This is a genomic window from Flavobacterium rakeshii (assembly GCF_009741375.1).
In the GTDB taxonomy this organism is placed as follows: Bacteria; Bacteroidota; Bacteroidia; order Flavobacteriales; family Flavobacteriaceae; genus Flavobacterium; species Flavobacterium rakeshii.
Genome location: NZ_WOWP01000033.1, coordinates 76,000 through 96,230, shown reverse-complemented (window position 1 = coordinate 96,230; position 20,231 = coordinate 76,000). Strand labels below are relative to the sequence as shown.

The window sequence follows — 20,231 nt, the reverse complement described above, 5'->3', positions numbered from 1 at the left end:
CTGGTAAACGGACAGCCTGTAGAGAAAGAGTTTAAAGCTCACTTCTCATTGAAGAGATAATATCTTTAACAAACTATAAAACAGAAAAGGCAGCCAACAGGCTGCCTTTTCTGTTTTATAGTTTAATCATTTCTTAATACAGTCTAAACCCTTATACATACTATAGCATGGTAAGTTTGTACTACTAAACATTCTTTGGGATGAATACTAAGTATAAACGCTTTTTACCACTACTTATACTGGCTGTTTTTGTATTGCCTTTTAACCTTCAATACACTTCGGGTGATTATTATACGAGTGAATTTCGGGATATTATAATCACATCTGTAGATAACTTTAATACACAATTAAATACTTTAGAGTATACTGCTTCCCTTTATCGAAGGGGAGAAGCATCCGTTAAGGAGATAAGGGAACAGCTAACTGCTACCCGTAACAGTTTTAAGGAGTGTGAATACATACTTGAATTTTATTATCCTGAGCATGTAAAAGCTTATATAAACGGGGCTCCGCTTTTACACCCGGATCCACTTCCTATTGATGACAAGGTTGGCGAAAACTACTATGGTATGAGTCCGGAAGCCTATAAAAACAGTATGCCTCTGGATAATTTGGAGGCGGGGCATTACAAAACTGTTCCTACAATAGTAGAACCTGTAGGGTTACAGGTATTAGATGAGTTGCTTTTTCTTGAAGACAAACCCGATGGTGATAAAGCCTATAAGTTGGCTAAGGAGGTAAGGGATTCTTACCAGGTTTTGGTTACTGCTATTAAAAGACGTGTATTTTATTATGATTTTGAAGTGCTGGAAGCCTGCCGCCTTGAAGTTGTAAGGATTATGGCTAGGGGGATAACCGGGTTTGATACACCGGGTTCGTTAAACGCTATGGAAGAGGCCGCCTGTTCATTACAGGGAATAGAGCAAGCATTACAGCCTTTACTTTTAAAAACTAATGAAGGTTTGAGAAATGAAATTGAACAGCTTTTTGATAAATCGGTTTCCGTTTTGAAAAAGAGCAAATCGTTTGAAAATTTTGACCGACTAACCTTTATAAAAAACAATATCAATCCGCTATACGGTAAACTTCATGAAATGCAAACAGCATTAGGTATTAAAACAGATGCCGAAATGAAAAGCTATACGGCATCGTGGAATGCTTATAGTGATAATATCTTCTCTGAAGATTTTCTTAACCCGTATTATTACAGTCTGCTTAAAAAAGAGGATGATAGTGAGGAATTACGTAAACTGGGAGAACAACTGTTTTATGATACCCGACTGAGTAAGGACGATAAAATGAGTTGTGCTACCTGCCATAAGCCCGAACTTGCTTTTACCGATGGTTATCAAACATCGATGGCCAGTTTGGAAGGTAAAAATGTGTTGCGTAATTCACCTACTTTAGTCAATTCGGTTTATGCCGACAGATACTTTTACGATTTAAGAGCATACGATTTAGAAGAGCAGGCAGAACACGTAGTGGAAAATCATATGGAGTTCAATACCAGTTTTGAAGAAATAGTAAGTAAACTGAATTCTTACCCTGAATATAAAAAACAGTTTAGTACTGTGTTTACAAACTCAGGAGCTGTTAACAGGTATCAGTTTTCATCGGCATTAGCCTCTTATGTATTGTCGTTGCGTTCGTTTAAGAGTGATTTTGATTTGTACATGCAGGGTGAAAAAGATAACTTACCTAAAGATGTAAAAGCAGGTTTTAATCTTTTTATGGGTAAGGCTGGGTGTGCTACTTGTCATTATCCGCCAACATTCAGCGGATTGGTTCCTCCATTGTTTAGAGAAAACGAAAGTGAGATACTGGGCGTATTAAAGCATCCTGACACGCTAATGATTGATACCGATAGCGGGCGCATAAATAATGATGTTATTGATGACAACCAGGAGATATATAGGAACTCGTTTAAAACCGTAACAGTAAGGAATGTGAAACTCACGGCACCTTATTTCCATAATGGTGCTTATGAGACTTTGGAACAGGTTATAGCATTTTATAATGAAGGCGGCGCTGCGGGTAAGGGACTGGATTATGAACTGCCTTACCAAACCCTTCCGCCGGATAAACTGGAATTAAGTAAAAAGGAAATAAAACAGTTAATTGCCTTTTTGGAATCACTAACCGATAATCCTGCTTCATCTAAAAAATAAATACATTTTCATCGCGCATTAATATAGCATATTAGTGTTTTAAGCGAAAGTTAAGATTTAAGCCAATTATGTAATAATTATTACATGGTTGGTTTTGTTGTTTATTTAGAGGTTTAGATATTAAAAAAATATCATTTTAATACTTTTTGTTGTCATTTTCAATGTTAAGAATCACTTTGGGTGTTTTTGGGTGAAAATGAGCACGTTGCACTCTTAAAAATCTTCATGTTGGCTTAAAGTAAACTTAAGGATTTCCAATAACCCTTTAGGAATAGTGAAGCTAATTTTGCGACAGAATCTATTAATTAATTTAAACCAACAACAGCAGAAATGAAAAAAAGTTTACTTTTTTTGAGTTTTATGGTGTCTTTACTAATGAGTTTTGGCCTGCAGGCACAAACCATTCCGGGAGATTCCATAGTATACGGGCCCATGATGAGCCCTGTATACAATAACTCAGTAAGGGTTTGGGTTTTAACCAAAAACAACACCGGTTCGGGAGATGAGCTTTCCATCTCATTTACCCAAAACGGTACAGAAAACGCCCCTCTTACAGGTACGGTTTACAATTCAGACGACAGGTTAGGCTACAGCCTTAGGTCTTTTGAGTACACCAGTCTTATAGAGGGAGCAAGTTACACGGCTCAGGTACTGGAAAACGGTACGGCATCGGGTCGTGAAACATCAATCACTAACGGACAGAACACGCTTAGTGATTTTGAATTCCTTTCAGGCGGATGTGGCCGTATATACGACCTTACCCGTTGTATAGATCAGCCGGAAGCTGAATTCCATTTTAATGGTACTCCTACTATGTTCAATGTAATGGCTGAAGAGGAGAGTGACCTTATGGTGTGGCTGGGTGATGCCGTTTACCTTTTAGGGTTACAACACGCTATGGGACAATGTCCTGATGGTGTGGACGACTGGGCTAACAAGGATATGGCTTTTGACCGTTACAGGTTCTTTAGGAACTTCCATGACAGTTTAACTGTAGCAATGCCACAGCTGGCTATTACAGACAACCATGACCTGGGTCCAAATGAATTTAATAAAACGCTTCCTACCATTGGTGAGATGCGTGAAATATTCATGGACTGGTGGCCTAACCCGGAGTATAACAGTACACCGGAAGGACAGGGATTATTCTCATCTTATGTGTATAAGGATGTAGAATACTTTTTATTAGATAACCGTAGCTACCGCGACGGTATATCTCAGCATTTAGGTCCGGATCAGCTGCAATGGCTTAAAGACGGACTATTAAACTCTACAGCTACGTTTAAAGTACTTATAAACGGTACACCTTCATTTGAGCGTAACTGTGGTGGTAGAAACTTCTGTAACACAGTGCAGTCTCAGGAGTTAATCAACTACATTAAGGACAACAACATTAACGGAGTACTTTCTTTAAGTGCCGATATCCATGAGCAAAAGTTCATGATAAGAGACGGTGATGTTAACTATCCGTTATACGATGTGCTTTCGGGTAACATTAATTCAGATGTAGGTAGTGGTAACTACAACATTAACTATAACAGTAATTATATCCTTACAGGTGTAAAACAAACTTACCTTAGGATAAATGTTTATGGTGATGCAGACGACAGAAGGATGAAAGTAGAGTATGTGGATTCGGTAGGGCAGCCTTACTTTGAGACTATCATACACGAAGACATGCTTACCAGCCAGAATGCCGACGCGCTTAAACTGGAAATGGGTATTGAGAACTCTATTCTTGACGGGTCTGACTACAACCATACAATTAATGCAGAGAACTATGCTTTTGCAGCCGACAGAGATGATGTGGCTAACGGGGCTTTACAGTTTGGTGCAACAACAAGCGTGAGCATACCTTATGCTACTGCTTTTGATATGAACAACCGTCCGTTCAGTTTAGCGTTTTGGGTTAAGCCGGAGCAGTTTACTTCAATAGGTTCGGTAATATTTTCAAACGGAGCAGAAGGACAGGGTATGTCTTTAGGTATCAGTTCTAACGGTAAACTAACTTATACAGACCATGCTACAGGTACTACACTTTCTACAGAGTACAACCTGCTTGAAAACCAGTGGTCTTACATTGTGTGGAAGTACGATAACGTAAAAAGAAAACTATCAGTATACTACAACGGGTTCCTAATCCAGGAGTGGAGTAATATTGTAACTCCAATAGCTTCAGATGCTGATATTACAATTGGTAACAACTTCCAGGATAAGAAATATATTGGTTTATTAGATAAGCTTAATCTTTACGGAAGAATCATTTCTGATGAATCTATCATGGAAGAGGCTGATTTTGAGTCAACACGTGGTGATGTACTTAAAATGGCCGGAGGTCAGGATATGGTTATTCCTTCGGAAGTAGTAAACGATGTTTTAAGTGATGATTTTACTATTGAGTTTTGGGGTAAACTTACTTCAGATCCTGGTAATAACTTTAAAATAGTAGCCAGTAACGGTAGGGTAAATAACCTTACTACAGGTATATCTTTTGAGTTTCCTGATAACAACAAACTAAATGTAGTTGTAGGTACAAACGGTTCGGGCTGGAATACCATTTCGGGGCAGGGAGATGTATGGAACGTAGGAGAGTGGAACCACGTAGCCCTTTCGGTTACTAAGAACGGTACTATGACTTATTATGTAAACGGACAGGAAATAGGTTCGGCTTCGTTTGGAGAATATGTACCTAACCCGTTTGGTTTAGGATTTGGTCGTAGTCCGGCTTATGCTGATTCTTTACAGGCAGAACTAGATGAGTTCCGTATCTGGGAAAGAGCGCTTACTGCCGAGGAGATCAATCAGCAAATGCACTATCACTTAACAGGAGATGAGGAAGATCTTGCCCTTTATTTTGACTTTAGTGCTGCCAATGAGGACGAAGACAGCTTTATGAGCCTTGGTGCTGTAGAGCAGGAAATATTCCTTAACGGAGGTGTGTTTGCTACGGCAACTTCACCTGTAAGTGTGCTTCCGGCAGAGTATCAGGAGGTAGTTACCGGTAAATGGAGCCGTAACAACAATATCAATAACTCAGGTCTTACTTTTCCTAACAACATTACTGCTTATAACAGTAATATAGTTGTTGGTAAACAAAATATAGAGACTACTGCAGTTGTACCGGGTAATGAGGAAATGACTTACCTGCAGGGAGGATGGAGAATAGATCCTTTAAGTACTCCTTTTGCAACAGTAAAAATAAACCTTGAGGAAAGTATAACAGACTACGAAACTGTAACTCAAACAGCCGGACAGTTCTACCTGCTTAAACAGGAAGAAGGATCGGAAGAATTTACAAATGTTGCCGAAGGTAGCTTTGACGGTCAGAATGTAACGTTCTATAACGCTAACCTTACAGAAGGTACTTATTATGTGGCATGGTCGGTAGCAGAATTTGTACCGGGCAGAGGTGGTGCTTTATCACTTACCGGAGGTCATGATGTTACTATTCCTTATGAGGATATGAACCCTATTATGGAAGGAGCATTTACACTTGAGTTCTGGTTAAATTTAACACAGGATCCGGGTAATAATGCACCAGTAGTTTCCAGTCACGGTAAAATAAACGGTAACTCAACAGGTTTCACTATGGAGCTACCGGATAATAACAGTATTTCGGCAGTGTTTGGAACAAATACAAGTGCATGGAATAATATTAACTCAGGAACACCATTAATTGTAGGTGAGTGGAATCACATTGCGGTTACAGCTTCACCGGGTGGTATGATGAAGCTTTATGTTAACGGTGAACTTAAAGCAGAAAATGCTTTTGCAGATTTTGTGCCTAATCAAAACTGGGATTTTGCCCTTGGTAAGAGTATCAATTACGGTGGGCAGTCATACTCAATGATGGATGAGTTCCGTATATGGGATCATGTTAAGACTGAAGCAGAAATTGTGGAGCAAATGCACATGATTCTTGAAGAAGGTCAGGACGGATTATTATACAACTTCAACTTTGATCAGGAAGATAACGGTACACTTGAAAACGCAGGTGGTACACAAACTACTGTGGTAAGTTATACCAATGCTACTATTGTTAACTCAACAAGTCCGGTATCTGTAGTGAACGAAGAGTTCCCAGACCAGGTTACAGGTAACTGGAGTATAACAAACGAAACACTAAACGGTTTGTATGTAAACGGTGGTATTACTAACTACACACAAAACTTAGTTGTTTCCCGTAACAATACTAACGAAGTATTACCTCTTGGAGAGGATGACGATAACAAATACATCTCTGGCGGATGGCATTTAAATGCCCTTAATATGAGTGTTGCTAATTTAGAAATAGACCTTGCAACAGTAATTGAAGACTTTGCAGCGGTTAATGCTACAGTAGCACAGTACTCATTAATTAAAGGAGATCCTAACAGTACATACCAAACTGTGGCAACAGCTACAGAAGAAAACGGTGTGGTTGTTTTTGAAGATGTAGATCTTGCAATAGGTAATTACTACCTTGCTTTTGAAATAGACCCGGCTGCCGCTATCATAGCACAGGGAGGTGTACTTAGCCTGGAAGCAGGTCACGATGTACAATTACCAAAAGAAGGTGTTAATGCAGCACTTTCGGGAGAATTTACAATTGAGCTTTGGGCGCGTTTAAGAGAACCATCTGCATCAAACAGAAAACTGGTAGGATTTACCAGCTTTAACGGTGGTAACTACGGATGGGAAATGGAGTTTTTAGGAAACCAAACACTTCAAACCATTACCGGACAAGGTGCAGGTGGCGGATGGAACTCATTAAACTCAGACCATGTTTGGGGAGTAAACGAGTGGAATCACGTTGCGGTAACATTTGTACCTAACGGTGAGTTTAAATTCTATATAAACGGTGAGCTTGTAGACAGCATGCAGGTAGGTGAATTCCAGCCAAACGCAAATAACCTTGCCTTTGGTAGAAACATTGCTAACGATGCACCAACAAGCAGTGATATTGATGAGTTCCGTATTTGGGATACAGCTAAAACAATCGAAGAGATACGTGAGGACATGTACCTTACTATAACTGATGTTACAGATAACCTTGTTTACAACTATACCTTTAATCAGGACGATAGCGGTTACTTGGTAAACAGCGGTTCTGAAGCTGTAGAGGTAGCTTATACTAATGCTTCAATCCAACCGGCTACAAATCCTGTAAGGGATATGGAAGCTCCTTTCCGTAATGCGGTTAAAGGTAACTGGAGTGTTATGAATGACAGTGGTAACGGTATGTACCTTACTAACGAAATTGAAAGCGTTAACAATAACGTGGTTATAGGTAAGGAACTTGGTACAGATGTACTTCATGCCTTAAACGATACAGAAAATGATACTCTGTATATAAACAGCCGATGGATGCCAAATACTTTATTTATAGATAACGCTTCACTTAGTGTAGATGTTTCTAAAGTGTTTGAAAACCCTAACGATGTAAATACACTTGCAACAACTTACTTCCTGTTAGCGGGTGATCCTGCTACAGAGGTTAACGTTGTAGCTACAGGTACTAAACTGGGTAGTATAGTAACCTTTACAGAGATTCCTCTTGATGGTACTCCGGTATACCTTGCATGGTTAGAGAGTTCTACAGAATATCCTATCGGTAACTTCCCAATTGCTGCTCAAAGCTTATGGAAGTACAACGATAACGGTGTGGACCTTGGTACTGAATGGACAGCGGTTGAATATGATGATACAAACTGGATGTTTGGTAACGGTTTATTAGGTTATGGTGATGGTGTTGAAGCTACAACGCTTAGTTATGGTGAAGATGCTAACAACAAATACCCAACTTACTACTTTAGACATACGTTTAATGTGGAAGATGCTTCACAAATAGGTTCGTTACTATTCCATACACTAAAAGATGACGGTGTGGTAGTATATGTAAACGGTGTTGAAGCCTTTAGAACAAACATGCCTGAAGGTGCTGTTACTTACAATACTTATGCTTCTTCAACAATAGGTGGTGAAGATGAAACTACTTATGAGCTTGTTGAAACAGCTAACTTACTTCAAAACGGTACTAACGTAATTGCGGTAGAGCTTCACCAGGCTTCTGCAAACAGTTCAGACCTTGGTTTTGATATGGAGGTTAACTTTAACCTTCCTCCGCTTGAGCCGGCTTCATACCCGCTTCCAAAAGGAGAAACTTGGGCTTATCTTGATAACGGTTCAAGCCTTGATAATAGTGAATGGGGTGCCCTTACTTATGATAATAACTCATGGGATAGAGGTGAGGCTCCGCTTGGATATGGAGATCCTGCGAAAACAGAGATTTCTTATGGTCCTGATTCTTCAAACAAATACATTACATACTACTTTACAAGGGATATAGAAATTAACCTTGCAGATGTGGCAGATAACGTAGAGTTTGGATTAAGAAGAGACGATGGTGCTGTTGTTTATGTAAACGGTGTGGAAGTATTTAGAGATAACATGGCCGAAGGTGACTTTGACTATTTAACTACATCTGCCTCTACTGTAGACGGTGCAGATGAGAAGAGATACTTTGCTCACATACTGCCTAAAACAGTATTCCAGGAAGGTGTGAACAGAATTTCTGTTGAAATGCACAACCGTGACGGACAAAGTTCTGACATTAGTTTTGATATGTATATTAAAGATGCTCCTCAGGAAATGGAAGTTTGTGATGAAGAACACATTGCATGTTTCACTTCTATTAACCCCACAGGGCAAACATCTAACCTGATAATTTCTGAAGACCACAGGTTCCAGTTATTATTCAAGCAGGGAGAAGCTTATATGGACGGTTCGGGTAACGTACCGGGTAATAACGACTTCTCTGCTTATGTGGCAACAGACGGAAGTAGTGAATTAGGTCACTTATCTGTAAACCACGAAAACACTCCGGGTGGTGTATCTATGTTAGATATTCACTTAAATACAGACGATCAGCTTTGGGAAGTAGACTATTCTCAGCCGGTAGATTTCTATAACAATGATCTTGTAACTACTACAAGAAACTGTTCGGGAGGTATTACACCTTGGGGAACTGTTATTACTGCCGAGGAAAATACAGCTTCTGGCGATGCTAATGGTGATGGTTATGATGACGAAGGTTGGTTAGTGGAAATAGACCCAACTACTGCACAGGTTATGGAATATGGCAACGGTAAGCAGGAAAAACTTTGGGCTATGGGTAGAATGAATCACGAAAACGTTGTGATTAAAGCCGATGGATCAGCAGCTTACTATGGTGAAGATGGTGGTACACACTGTGTTTACAAATTTGTACCGGATGTACCTGGTAACCTATACTCGGGTACTGTATATGTACTTCACTTAGACCTTCAAATGTCTGACAACGAGCCAAGTTCTGCTAAAGCAAGATGGATTCAGGTTCCTAATACAACTCAGGCAGACAGAAACAACCTTAATACAGTAGCTTCTTCTTTAGGAGGTACTAACTTTAACGGTGTGGAAGACTGTGATATCAGTCCGCTTGATGGTAAAATTTACTTCACTGCAAAAGGAAGAAACCGTATTTACAGATTTACGGATCCTGCAAGTGTAAATGATACTATTACCGACTTTGAAACGTTTGCCGGAGGTATGTCTTACGACATTGAAACTGCAAACGGTACAGTAAACGAAGCATGGGGCGACGGTAACGATAACCTTGTGTTTGATGATAAAGGTAACCTTTGGGTATGCCAGGATGGTGGATTAAACTACATTTGGGTAATTCGTCCTGACCATTCTCAAAATGAGCCTAAAATTGAGTTATTCGCATCTATGCCTGCAGGTTCTGAGCCAACAGGATTAACATTTACGCCAGACTTTAAATATGGTTTCTTCTCTGTACAGCACCCTAACGGTGGTAATGCACCACAACAGGATGCTACATTTAACGATGTAACCTTTAACGCTTCGGCTACCGTAGTGTTCTCACTTAATCAATATTTAGGTGCTCAGGCTCCTGTGGTTGATTTCGTTGCAGATCAGGTAGAGGTTGAAGAAGGTGAAACAGTAACGTTTACTGACCTTAGTACCAATAACCCTACAGAGTGGTCTTGGACGTTTGAAGGTGGTGAGCCTGCTACATCTACAGAGCAAAACCCAACAGTTACTTATGCCGAAGCAGGTACTTATGATGTAACTCTTATTGCAACAAACGTTGCCGGTAACCAGTCGCTTACCAAAGAAGAGTATATTATAGTTGAAGAGGCTCTGGGTATAGATACTCCAAATCCGTTAAAAGATAAAGTAAGCCTTTATCCTAACCCTACAAACGGTAAGGTAACGGTTGAAATTAACGATGAAGGTGGTAAAGATGTAGTTGTTGACGTGTATGATCTTGTAGGAAGAAAAATCACTACAGTTAATGCACAAACTACTGGTGGTACCCAAACCATTAACTTAAACCTAACTCAGCTTCAGGGCGAGCAGGTGTTTATCATCAATGTAAAAGTGGGTGATAAAACAGGTACTTACAAAATGCTAAAAGTAAACAGATAGTACACACATAATTTTATGAAAAGGAGGCCGGTAGTAATACCGGCCTTTTTTATTTTATTGATTTATGTAATTGTCGAATGGATATAATATGAGAGTACAAAACTATAGGGACAATTACAGCCGGTAACCATACATAAGGGAAGTAGGTTACCCCTACATTTGGATGGTTAAAAGCCAGTTTTTGGAATGGAGTAGGGGCGCTTAAAACGGCTATGGTTACAATGTTTATAAGTAGGGTTAAGCAAATGATATTCCACACTAAAAGGTACTTATAATCAAGCCCTTTTTTAATAAAGATAAAGTAATAGATAATGGGTGCGGTAATACCCGAAATGATATCGAAGTTGTATCCTTCAAATGTCATGAGGTGAGGTATTACGCCATTTTTATATAGACAGAATAATAGTAACTCTACTGGTATACGGATAATATGGAGTATTGTAAGCCATTTAAGTAAGGTGCTGACTCTGTCTTTTGAGAGTGATTTTCCAATACCTGTTATGAGAGCAAATAAGACACCTGGAGCAATTAAAAATATAAAGTGTGGCGGATATTCCTTTGTATTGCTGTAAAAGCCTTTAAAAGCCAGTATTGTAGTTACAATCATCCATAGAGCTATGATGATGAGTGTTTTTATGCTTTTTGTGGCTTTGTATAAAAAGAATACGGTAATTACTGTGGTTATAATAAACCCTATCGCAGCCGGAGTTGAAATTTGTACCATAATAAAGTGTTTACAATACAAATTTCTGTTTAAGCCTTTATTTGGTTCTTGACAAAAGGCAAGAAATAAGTTTTACAGTTTACCTCTTAGTCGGCTAAGAGTACTATCGGTAATGCCTAAATAAGATGCAATGTGTTTTAATGGGGCATATTGTAATATTTTATTATCGTTTGTTATAAGTGCTTTGTAGCGTTCTTCGGCAGTTTTATTTATCATACCATAGTTACGTTCTTTAGACTTTATAAATTCTTTTACTAATATAGCTCTTCCAAAGTCACGAAACTCGGGCTTGTTATGAAAAAGAGTATTGAGTTCACTGTATGATAACCTGTAGCCCCTGCAATTAGTTACAGCCTGAATATTAGCCTGAGAAGCTACTCTGTTAAAAAAAGAAGTAACCTCAAAAACCACATTATTTTCTTTATGGAAATCGGTAGTTATTTCGTTACCATCGGTATCAAATAAAAAAGTTCTCATGAGTCCTTTTTCAAGATATAGGTAAGTATCACTTATCTCATTTTGATGGAGGAGGTAATCTCCTTTGCTGTAGGTAACGGGTTCAAATGCCGCCGAAATAGTAGCTGCTTCTTTTTGAGATATAGGGATGGTTTGTTTTATAAACTTTATTAATGCTTCCCGTTCCATTTTAGTTAGTTTAGATTTGTAGTATAAATATAGTAATCAAAACCTAAACAGTATTTTTAGATAAGAGGATAAAAAAACTCCGGCGTGAGCCGGAGTCTTTTTTCACTGAAAACAATATAATGCTAATAACCTAAATTTTGTTCTAGTTCATCTGTAACATCCATTGCCTGTTGAGGTATAGGGAATACCCTTCTAAATGGCTGTGTTGCAGCTTTTGCTGTGTAAGAAAGATCGAATTTACCGAAACGTACCATTTGTGGTCTTCTTTTCATTTCCCAGTAAAGTTCAAACCCTATTTCTTTGTATAAAATATCGGCATCAATAGAAGAGATAGCTGTACCCGGAACATTTCCGAAAAGTGCTTCTCTTGTTCTTGAAGTTCTAAGCATATTCATATCTGCAAGGGCAGAACCGTTATTTCCTTTACGTAAGTAAGCTTCGGCTCTCATAGTATAAATACCTCCTAAACGGTATAAAGGGATATCAACATTGCTAGATCCGTTACCTTGTTCAGGGTCGTACTCAAACTTGAAGATACGTACACCACGGTTAATCTGATCCTGAGCAAATACTGCCTGAGAAGGGTTATCAAAATTAAGCTCAGGAGTAAACACCATAGGAGTATTAGAACTTTTCTCCATGAATAACTGAGATACTTTAATTCTTCCGTCGTCTGTCATTTCAAAACCACCCGCCTGAGTAAGTTTAGGACCGTACTGCTGATCGAAAAGTAATCCGCTGTTAAAGTGGAACCAAGGTAGGTCGCTGCTACCCGGTACAAGATCTGAAGCCGGCACACTAACATCGGTACCATCATTCATAAACCATGTACCATCACTGTACTGGTATTTTCTTGAAAACCTTGGGTCATCATGATTACCATCCCAGCTTGCAAAAAACTCAGGAGTTGTACATGCACCGTTAGTACCCCTGTTAGCAGGTGAAGGTCTTTGGTTACGAGCCACACACATATAACCAAGATCGTTATCACCGTTACGGATGTTGTCTATTTTTTGTACTACTACAAAAATGTGTTCCTGACCTCCTGAATTATTGATAGAGAAATTATCAAAGAAGTTAGGGTTAAGGCTAAATTTACCAGAATCGATAAGTAGAGAGGTGTAGTAAATTACCCTGTCCATATCAGTACCGTTACCATCTACAGCGGTTTCGTTAAAATTGAAAGATGAACTTGCATTATAGCGATCTTTATAAACAGCACGGTTAAGGTACATATCAGCAAGAAGTGCATAAGCAGCTTCTTTTGTAAATCTTCCGGTGTGAGTTTGGTTTTGTCCAAGCTCGGCTAAATCAGGGATAATAGCTTCAACATCTTCAATAAGTCCGTCAATAGCATCAGCTGCCTGTAGTATTTCAACAGGAGCATTACCATCAAGAGGATCACGGTAAGGAGCCTGTCCGTAAAGGTCTAAAGTATAATAGGTATAAAATGCCAATAGTCCGTTTGCTTCTGCAAGAAACATTTCTTTATTGGTAATATCACTTTCAGTAACGGCTTTTATAGCGATTAACGAACGGGTAATACCACTGGTAAGTCTAGTCCAGTTATCTGTAACAACAGCGCTGCTTGGTGTCCAGGTAAACTCGTGCATTGTACGCCATTTACCACCATCACCCCAGTCACTACCACGGGTAGGTAAAAGTGCTATATCAGTAGTATATTCCTGCATGGCAAACATACCGCCATTATCTACAAAAGTTCCGTCACCTAATCTGTCATATGCAGATGCAAGAGCACCGTCTACACTATATACATTTTCATCTAATACTTCGTCAAGCACTACTTCTTCTAAGTCGGTACAGCTTGCCAAAGTCAGTGCTGCAAGTGCTACTGCTATACTTTTTACTGTAAATATTTTATTCTTTTTCATTTTTTATAATTTTAGAGTTGCACCTAGAATAATTGTTCTTGCACTAGGGTAACTAGAGTAGTCAATACCCAGTGACTGGTTACCTCCGCTTGCTTTTGCACTGTTAATTAGCGGATCATAACCACTATAGTTTGTGATTGTAAACAGGTTTTGACCTGTTACATACAGGTTAAGTCCCTGTAACCAGTTGATGTCATTAATTTTAAAGTTGTAACCTAAACGGGCTGAGTTTAATCGTAAGAAATCTGATTTTTCAAGATAAAGGGTAGACAGTAAAGGTGCATTTGCAGGATTAGCTCCGGAGTTGTAATAATCACTGGCCGTATTCCTGTCTGATGCAAGGTTATTGATGTTAAGTGCATTTAGACCTGTGTTGTTTACAAGATATCCGCCTGTTTGTCCAATGATAGAGAAAGAAAAGTCAAAGTTTTTGTAACTCATCTGGCTGTTAATACCATAAGTGAACTTAGGTAATGCACCTTCTATTATTACACGGTCATCTCCGGTAATGGCACCATCACCATTTTGATCTTTAAATATTTCTACACCGTTTTCATCAAATCCTTCGTGTTCAATAAGGTAGAATGAACCGGCAGCATATCCGCTTTTATATATGTTTGCTAGTACTCCCGACTGACCAGGACCTGATATACTACCCGATAGGATTTCTGAAACAGGAAGGTTTTTCACTTCGTTGTCAAGTGTAGCTCCGTTAAAATCAACCGACCATTTAAAGTCACCGTTGTCAACTATTTTAGAGCCTAACATAAATTCAAAACCTTTGTTTACAATTTCTCCGTCAATATTTACCCAAATATCAGGTGTTGCACTAAGTAATGGAGAAGGTATGTTTAGAATAGCATCTGTAGTTGTTTTATTAAAGTAATCAAGTGTACCATATAATTTACCGTTCCATAAGCTAAAGTCAATACCTAAATCAAATTGAGTAACAACCTCCCATTTAAGATCTGGGTTTGGAGTTCTGGAGAAAGTTAAACCGTTAACAAGACCTAAATCATCATAAAGGTAATAACCGTCTGCTCCGTTAATAGAATAACTTGCTTTTGTAATTTTATTTTGTACTTCCTGGTTACCGGTTTGTCCCCAGCTTGCCCTAAGTTTCAGGTTTTCTATTATTTTATTTTCTTTAAGGAAATTTTCCTGAGAAATTACCCAACCTCCTGCAAACGACGGGAAGTAACCATACTTATTATTTTCACCAAATCGGGTAGAACCATCGGCTCTCATCGAAGCGGTAACAAGATATTTTTTGTTGAAAGCGTAGTTAACCCTACCAAAGAACGACTGTAGCTCGTTTTCCTGAGCAAAACCGGTCATTCCTGTTCTATCACCAGCAGAGCCGGGATTGATTGCAGGATTTATACCTTCTTCCAGATCTTCAACACTAAAGCTTGTTCCCGATCTTTCAAACTTTTGGTAAGAGAAACCAGCCAGAGCTTCTATTTTATGCTTATCATTAAACCAGTTGTAAGTTAGATAATCTTCTATAAGTGAACTTTTAGACTCAAGGTTACCCTGAACGTATTTACCAATTTGGTTAAGGTCGGTTACGTTACGATTAATAGTAGTATTTCTTTCTGACATTGAACGGTCTACACCAACGTTAAGTTTATAATCTAAACCTTTTGCAAGTCGTAATGAAGCTTCAAAATTACCTAATACTCTTATTGTACGTGTTTCGTCATTATAAATGCTTAAAAGGTAAGCAGGGTTATAATGTGCATTCATGTTGAAGTTTTGATACTCCCCGTTTTCATCAAATACCGGTTGTGTAGGGTTTGCCATAAGAGTGTGAATAATAAGTTGTCCGTTAGAACCACCGTCATCACTGGTAGGTACACCGTTATCTACAGTCTCACTGGCAGTAAGGTTTGCACTAACGCGTAAACGCTTGTCAAAAAACGATTCAGAAGCATTAATTCTTCCCGAAGTACGCTTAAACTTACTATTGTTTACTACACCTTCCTGGTCCATTTGTCCAAGTGATACATAGTAGTTACCGGTATCGGTTTGTTTTGAAAACGACATTACATTGTTTTTAGTAACGGCGCTTCTGTATATTACATCCTGCCAGTCGGTATTTCCACCGTGGTCAAAAGCAGGATCTGTAAGCGCATTTCTGTATTCGCTGGCAGAAAGTACATCAAGCTTTTTTGAAACTTTAGAGAAACCTAAGTAAGAATCTACCGTGAAACCGGCTTCACCTTTTTTACCTTTTTTAGTAGTGATTATAACTACACCGTTAGAACCCCTTGCTCCATAAATTGCAGCAGCAGAAGCATCTTTAAGTACACTTATAGATTCGATATCACTTGTGTTAAGGAAGTTAAGCGGGTTTTTAGCTCTTGAGCTACCAAAACCAACATCCTGTCCGGCAGGGCTGGCATCATCATTAGTAAGAGGCACACCATCTACAACAAAAAGGGGAGTACTACCACTTCTTATTGAGCCCACACCACGAATGGTTACATCCATTGGAGCACCCGGCTCACCACTTGACTGAACAACTCTTACACCGGCAACTTTACCCTGTAATAACTGATCGGCAGAAACGTTAACTCCTTTTCTGAAGTTTCCTTCCTCAAGTTGTGTTACCGATCCGGTAAGGTCGGCCTTAGTTTGCTTACCGTAACCTACTACTACAATCTCGTCAAGTTCTGAAGCGTTTGATTCCATTTGTACCGAAATGTTATTTCCGGTAACAACAATACTTTGAGTTTTGTACCCTATGAAAGATATTTCAAGAGTTTTTCCCTGAGCTACCATGATTGTAAAGGCACCGTCCATATCAGTAGATACTATATTAGTAGTACCTGCTTCCATAACAGTAGCACCTGGTAATGCCATTCCGTTTTCATCCAGTACTTTACCTTTTACAGCTTGCTGAACTTCCGATAGTTTTTTATCGGCAGCCTGTTTTTTAATAAGTACCAGTTTGTTGTTTATACTGTATGTAAAATGAGCTTTTTTTGAAAGGTCATTTAGTACTTTTTCTACCGCTGTAGCAGAGTATGATACCGTATAAAGGTTTTTGTCTTCTATGATGCTTTCACCATAGCTAAACTTGTAGTTAGATTGCTCACTTAGAGTTGAAAAAATAGTCACCAGGGTTGCTTTTTCTGTTTTAAAGCTTACCTTTGGCGGGTTATTTAACACGCCTGCCTGACCGACTATAAAGGTCAGAAGCATTGTCACTAAAAAAAATGTGTTTTTTAGCTTAAAAGAAGTAAATTTAGAATACATGTTTTAAGTTATTGGTTTTACGATGGCTTAATTTTATATAAGACCGTAGTTGTTCGCACCAACTGCGGTTTTTTTTATTAGAGCTGTGTTTTACTTAGTAGTTTTTATTATATCGTCATAGGCTTTAAATTTTTGATTTGTTATGTAGTTTATCTGTTCTAAAATGCTGTCTAGTGATGCTTTATTTTTAATGTAAACCGTTAGTCGGGTATTAAGTATTTCATCTTCTTTAAGATCTACTGTTACACCATACTTATAGCGAAGTAATGTGAACACCTCTTCCAGTTTTACATCATTAAGCTCTATATCCTCCTTATACCAGTCGGCTAAAATGGTTTGTGATACAACTTGCTTGGTTAGTTTATTGTTGTTATAAACGGCTTCCTCGTTTGGAAGCAGGTCAACACTCTCTCCGGCCGATGACACATTTACCTTACCGGTAACCACGGTAACATTACAGTTCTCTTTGCATAATTTTATATGGAAAGAAGTACCCAGTACTTTGGTTTTAATATCTCCTGATTTTATAACAAAAGGATGCGAAGGGTCTTTAGCTACTTTAAAAAAGGCATTTCCCTGTAGTAGGGTTACATTACGCTCATCTCCTGTAAAGTTTTCAGGGTATGATAACTGTGAGTTAGCAGCCAGGAATATGGTAGAACCGTCTCCCAGTTTAAGGGAGTCCATAGTATTTGTAGTTTGTATTGCCAGCATTTTAGCCTGTGGATCATTTTTCAGAAAGAAAAAGGCTCCGGCAGCGGCTACCACACAGGCGGCGGCTAAATATTTAAGGTAAGCAGGCCATAGCTTTCTTACTTTAGTTTCGCTGTTAATGCTATCGTTTATTTTACCGTAAATGGTATTGTTAACATCATCCTTGTTGCCCATAGTAGTTTCGTCCCAGTCATTATTATGGGAATACTCGTGCTGAACAAAGTTTTCTAACAATTGTTCTTCTTTTTGAGAAGCGGTCTTATCTGTACTTTTTTCGATAAGGTTTTCCAGATAATGTTTTACTTTTTTAATCATCATAGTCTAATTCGTCTATAAGTACCACAGGGAGTAAATAGTACTATCGTGAATTATTACGATATTGTTAAAGAAAAGTTAAGAGGAAGTATAGCAATAAAGCCGTAGCAAAATCCATGTTTTTCATTTCGGCTCTAAGTTGCTTAAGGGCAGATGTTATTTGGTTTTTTACGGTTTGTTTGGATAGTTGTAGCTGGGCGGCAATCTGGTCTATATCCATTTCCTGAATTTTATACATTATCAGGATCTCTTTTCTTTTCTCGGGTAGTTTATCCAGTAATGAATAAAGCTTATCTAATAATTCCTCGTCTATTGAAGTAATATTTTCTATAAGGTAATTTTCAAATTTCTCTTCGGGTATGCTTTTGTCAAAGCGGTTATTGCGGTAGTGTTTAAATATTTGGTTTTTGGCTGCCCTGAAAAGATAATTCTCTACAGAATTTATTTCGAGCTCACTTCGCCTTTCCCAAAAATCGATAAAAATATCCTGTACGATATTTTGGGCAAGGTCGCGGTCCTGGGTTATCTTAAAAGAAAAAACATAGAGTTTCTCCCAGTATGCAGTGTATATTTTTTCAAACTCGGCAGTACTTTTCATTTGTTTACAGAGGGGCTGTATAAAAATGCTAAATAAGAAAATGTAAACGCACTGTACTTTATTTGAAAGTTATATTTTAATTAATTCCTTATACAGCTAATTTGCTGATACTGATGTGTAAAACGTTTTCGTAAAATTTTGATTTGTTTTTGTTTAAATAACAAAGGCTTAATATGGCTTTTATACTTTGCGTCACATTACTTCACCATAATTATTCTCAACCATGAAATCGTTACTTAAACCAATTCTTTTTGGTATGCTTGCTGCTCCGCTTTTTAGTGCTGTAGCGCAGGATAACAATACACCTATTAATAAAATACAGGTAATAGGGTCACACAACAGTTATAAAATTGCTATCGAATCAAACTTGCTTGATGCTCTGGCAAAGCTTGATACTACAAACTCTGTATATGGATTACAGTATGAACATATCGCTATAGAGAAGCAGCTGGATATGGGATTAAGGAATCTTGAAATAGATATACATGCCGATAGCGAAGGAGGAAAATATGCCCATCCTAAAGGACTTGACTTTGTACCTCCGGTAGCTCCTTATGATCCCGATGGGACTATGATGAAACCGGGTTTTAAAGTTTTTCATATTCCGGATATTGATTTCAGGTCACAGTGTATGACTTTTGAAGACTGTCTTACCAAATTAAGAAAATGGAGTGAGGCGCACCCTGACCATGTACCTGTATTTATAACACTTGAACCTAAAGACGGTGATATTACCCGTTTTGGTACACAGCCTGAAAAGTTTACAGCTAAACTTTTTAATGAGATGGATAGTGTATTATTTAATGTACTGGGAAGGGATAAAATAATTACTCCCGATATGGTTAAGGGCAATTATGCTACACTGGAAGAGGCAGTATTACACAATAACTGGCCTAAGCTAAAAGATGCCAGAGGTAAGTTTCTTTTTATACTGGATAACAATAGTGAGAAAAGGGATTTATACATGGAAGGGTATCCTTCATTAAAAGGACGAGCTGTTTTTGTAAACGCCGAACCGGGTACTCCTGAAGCTGCGTGGTTGTTTAGAAATGAACCGGATACCGATACTGATATTAAAGACCTTGTTAAAAAAGGTTATATAATACGTACCAGGGCTGATGCCGGTACTACCGAAGCCCGAAATAATGATTATACCCGTTTTGAAAAAGCCTGTAATAGTGGTGCACAAATTATTACGACCGACTATTATTTGCCTAGTAAGCTATTCAAATCAACTTACCATATATCGTTTAAAAACAACACATTTGTGCGTTCAAATCCTGTGACAGGCAATACCAAATAACATTTCTATCGTTTTATTCAAGGCAGGGCACTCCATTTCGGGGTGCTTTGTTTTTTTGGAAAAACATTTATTTGTAAAGGCTTGATAGCTTTAAAAAACAAAAGCGGCTGTATAGCCGCTTTTAGAATTATATATT

The 20,231-nt window shown here is 38.4% G+C and carries 9 protein-coding genes; 3 read left to right on the top strand and 6 right to left on the bottom strand.

Annotation, left to right across the window (positions count from 1 at the left end):
• Positions 1–200 precede the first annotated feature (200 nt).
• On the top strand, positions 201–2,168 hold the full coding sequence (locus GN157_RS09700) for a cytochrome-c peroxidase (protein ID WP_157483217.1): 1,968 nt from the start codon (positions 201–203) through the stop codon (positions 2,166–2,168).
• 330 nt (positions 2,169–2,498) lie between these two features.
• Complete coding sequence (locus tag GN157_RS09695; protein ID WP_157483216.1) at positions 2,499–10,640, top strand: LamG-like jellyroll fold domain-containing protein; 8,142 nt, start codon at positions 2,499–2,501, stop codon at positions 10,638–10,640.
• Positions 10,641–10,689: 49 nt separating this feature from the next.
• Here GN157_RS09695 and GN157_RS09690 read toward each other — a convergent pair whose 3' ends face one another.
• From GN157_RS09690 to GN157_RS09665, 6 genes are all read right to left on the bottom strand, one after another.
• Entirely contained in the window at positions 10,690–11,364 is a 675-nt protein-coding gene (locus tag GN157_RS09690) for a hypothetical protein (RefSeq protein WP_157483215.1), read from the bottom strand.
• Between the two features lie 72 nt (positions 11,365–11,436).
• Positions 11,437–12,009: a Crp/Fnr family transcriptional regulator gene (locus tag GN157_RS09685; RefSeq protein ID WP_157483214.1), complete on the bottom strand. Its 573-nt coding sequence runs from the start codon at positions 12,007–12,009 to the stop codon at positions 11,437–11,439.
• A 122-nt stretch (positions 12,010–12,131) separates the two neighbouring features.
• A complete protein-coding gene (locus tag GN157_RS09680; protein WP_157483213.1) occupies positions 12,132–13,901 on the bottom strand; it encodes a RagB/SusD family nutrient uptake outer membrane protein in 1,770 nt (589 codons plus the stop codon).
• 3 nt (positions 13,902–13,904) lie between these two features.
• Entirely contained in the window at positions 13,905–17,165 is a 3,261-nt protein-coding gene (locus tag GN157_RS09675) for a SusC/RagA family TonB-linked outer membrane protein (RefSeq protein WP_157483212.1), read from the bottom strand.
• A gap of 90 nt (positions 17,166–17,255) precedes the next feature.
• The gene (locus GN157_RS09670) at positions 17,256–18,197 is read right to left on the bottom strand and encodes a FecR family protein (RefSeq protein WP_231749113.1); all 942 of its coding nucleotides are present in this window, start codon (positions 18,195–18,197) and stop codon (positions 17,256–17,258) included.
• Positions 18,198–18,261: 64 nt separating this feature from the next.
• On the bottom strand, positions 18,262–18,792 hold the full coding sequence (locus GN157_RS09665) for an RNA polymerase sigma factor (protein WP_157483211.1): 531 nt from the start codon (positions 18,790–18,792) through the stop codon (positions 18,262–18,264).
• Positions 18,793–19,015: 223 nt separating this feature from the next.
• Here GN157_RS09665 and GN157_RS09660 point away from each other — a divergent pair, with 223 nt between their 5' ends.
• The gene (locus GN157_RS09660) at positions 19,016–20,095 is read left to right on the top strand and encodes a phosphatidylinositol-specific phospholipase C1-like protein (protein WP_157483210.1); all 1,080 of its coding nucleotides are present in this window, start codon (positions 19,016–19,018) and stop codon (positions 20,093–20,095) included.
• The last annotated feature ends 136 nt before the right edge of the window (positions 20,096–20,231 follow it).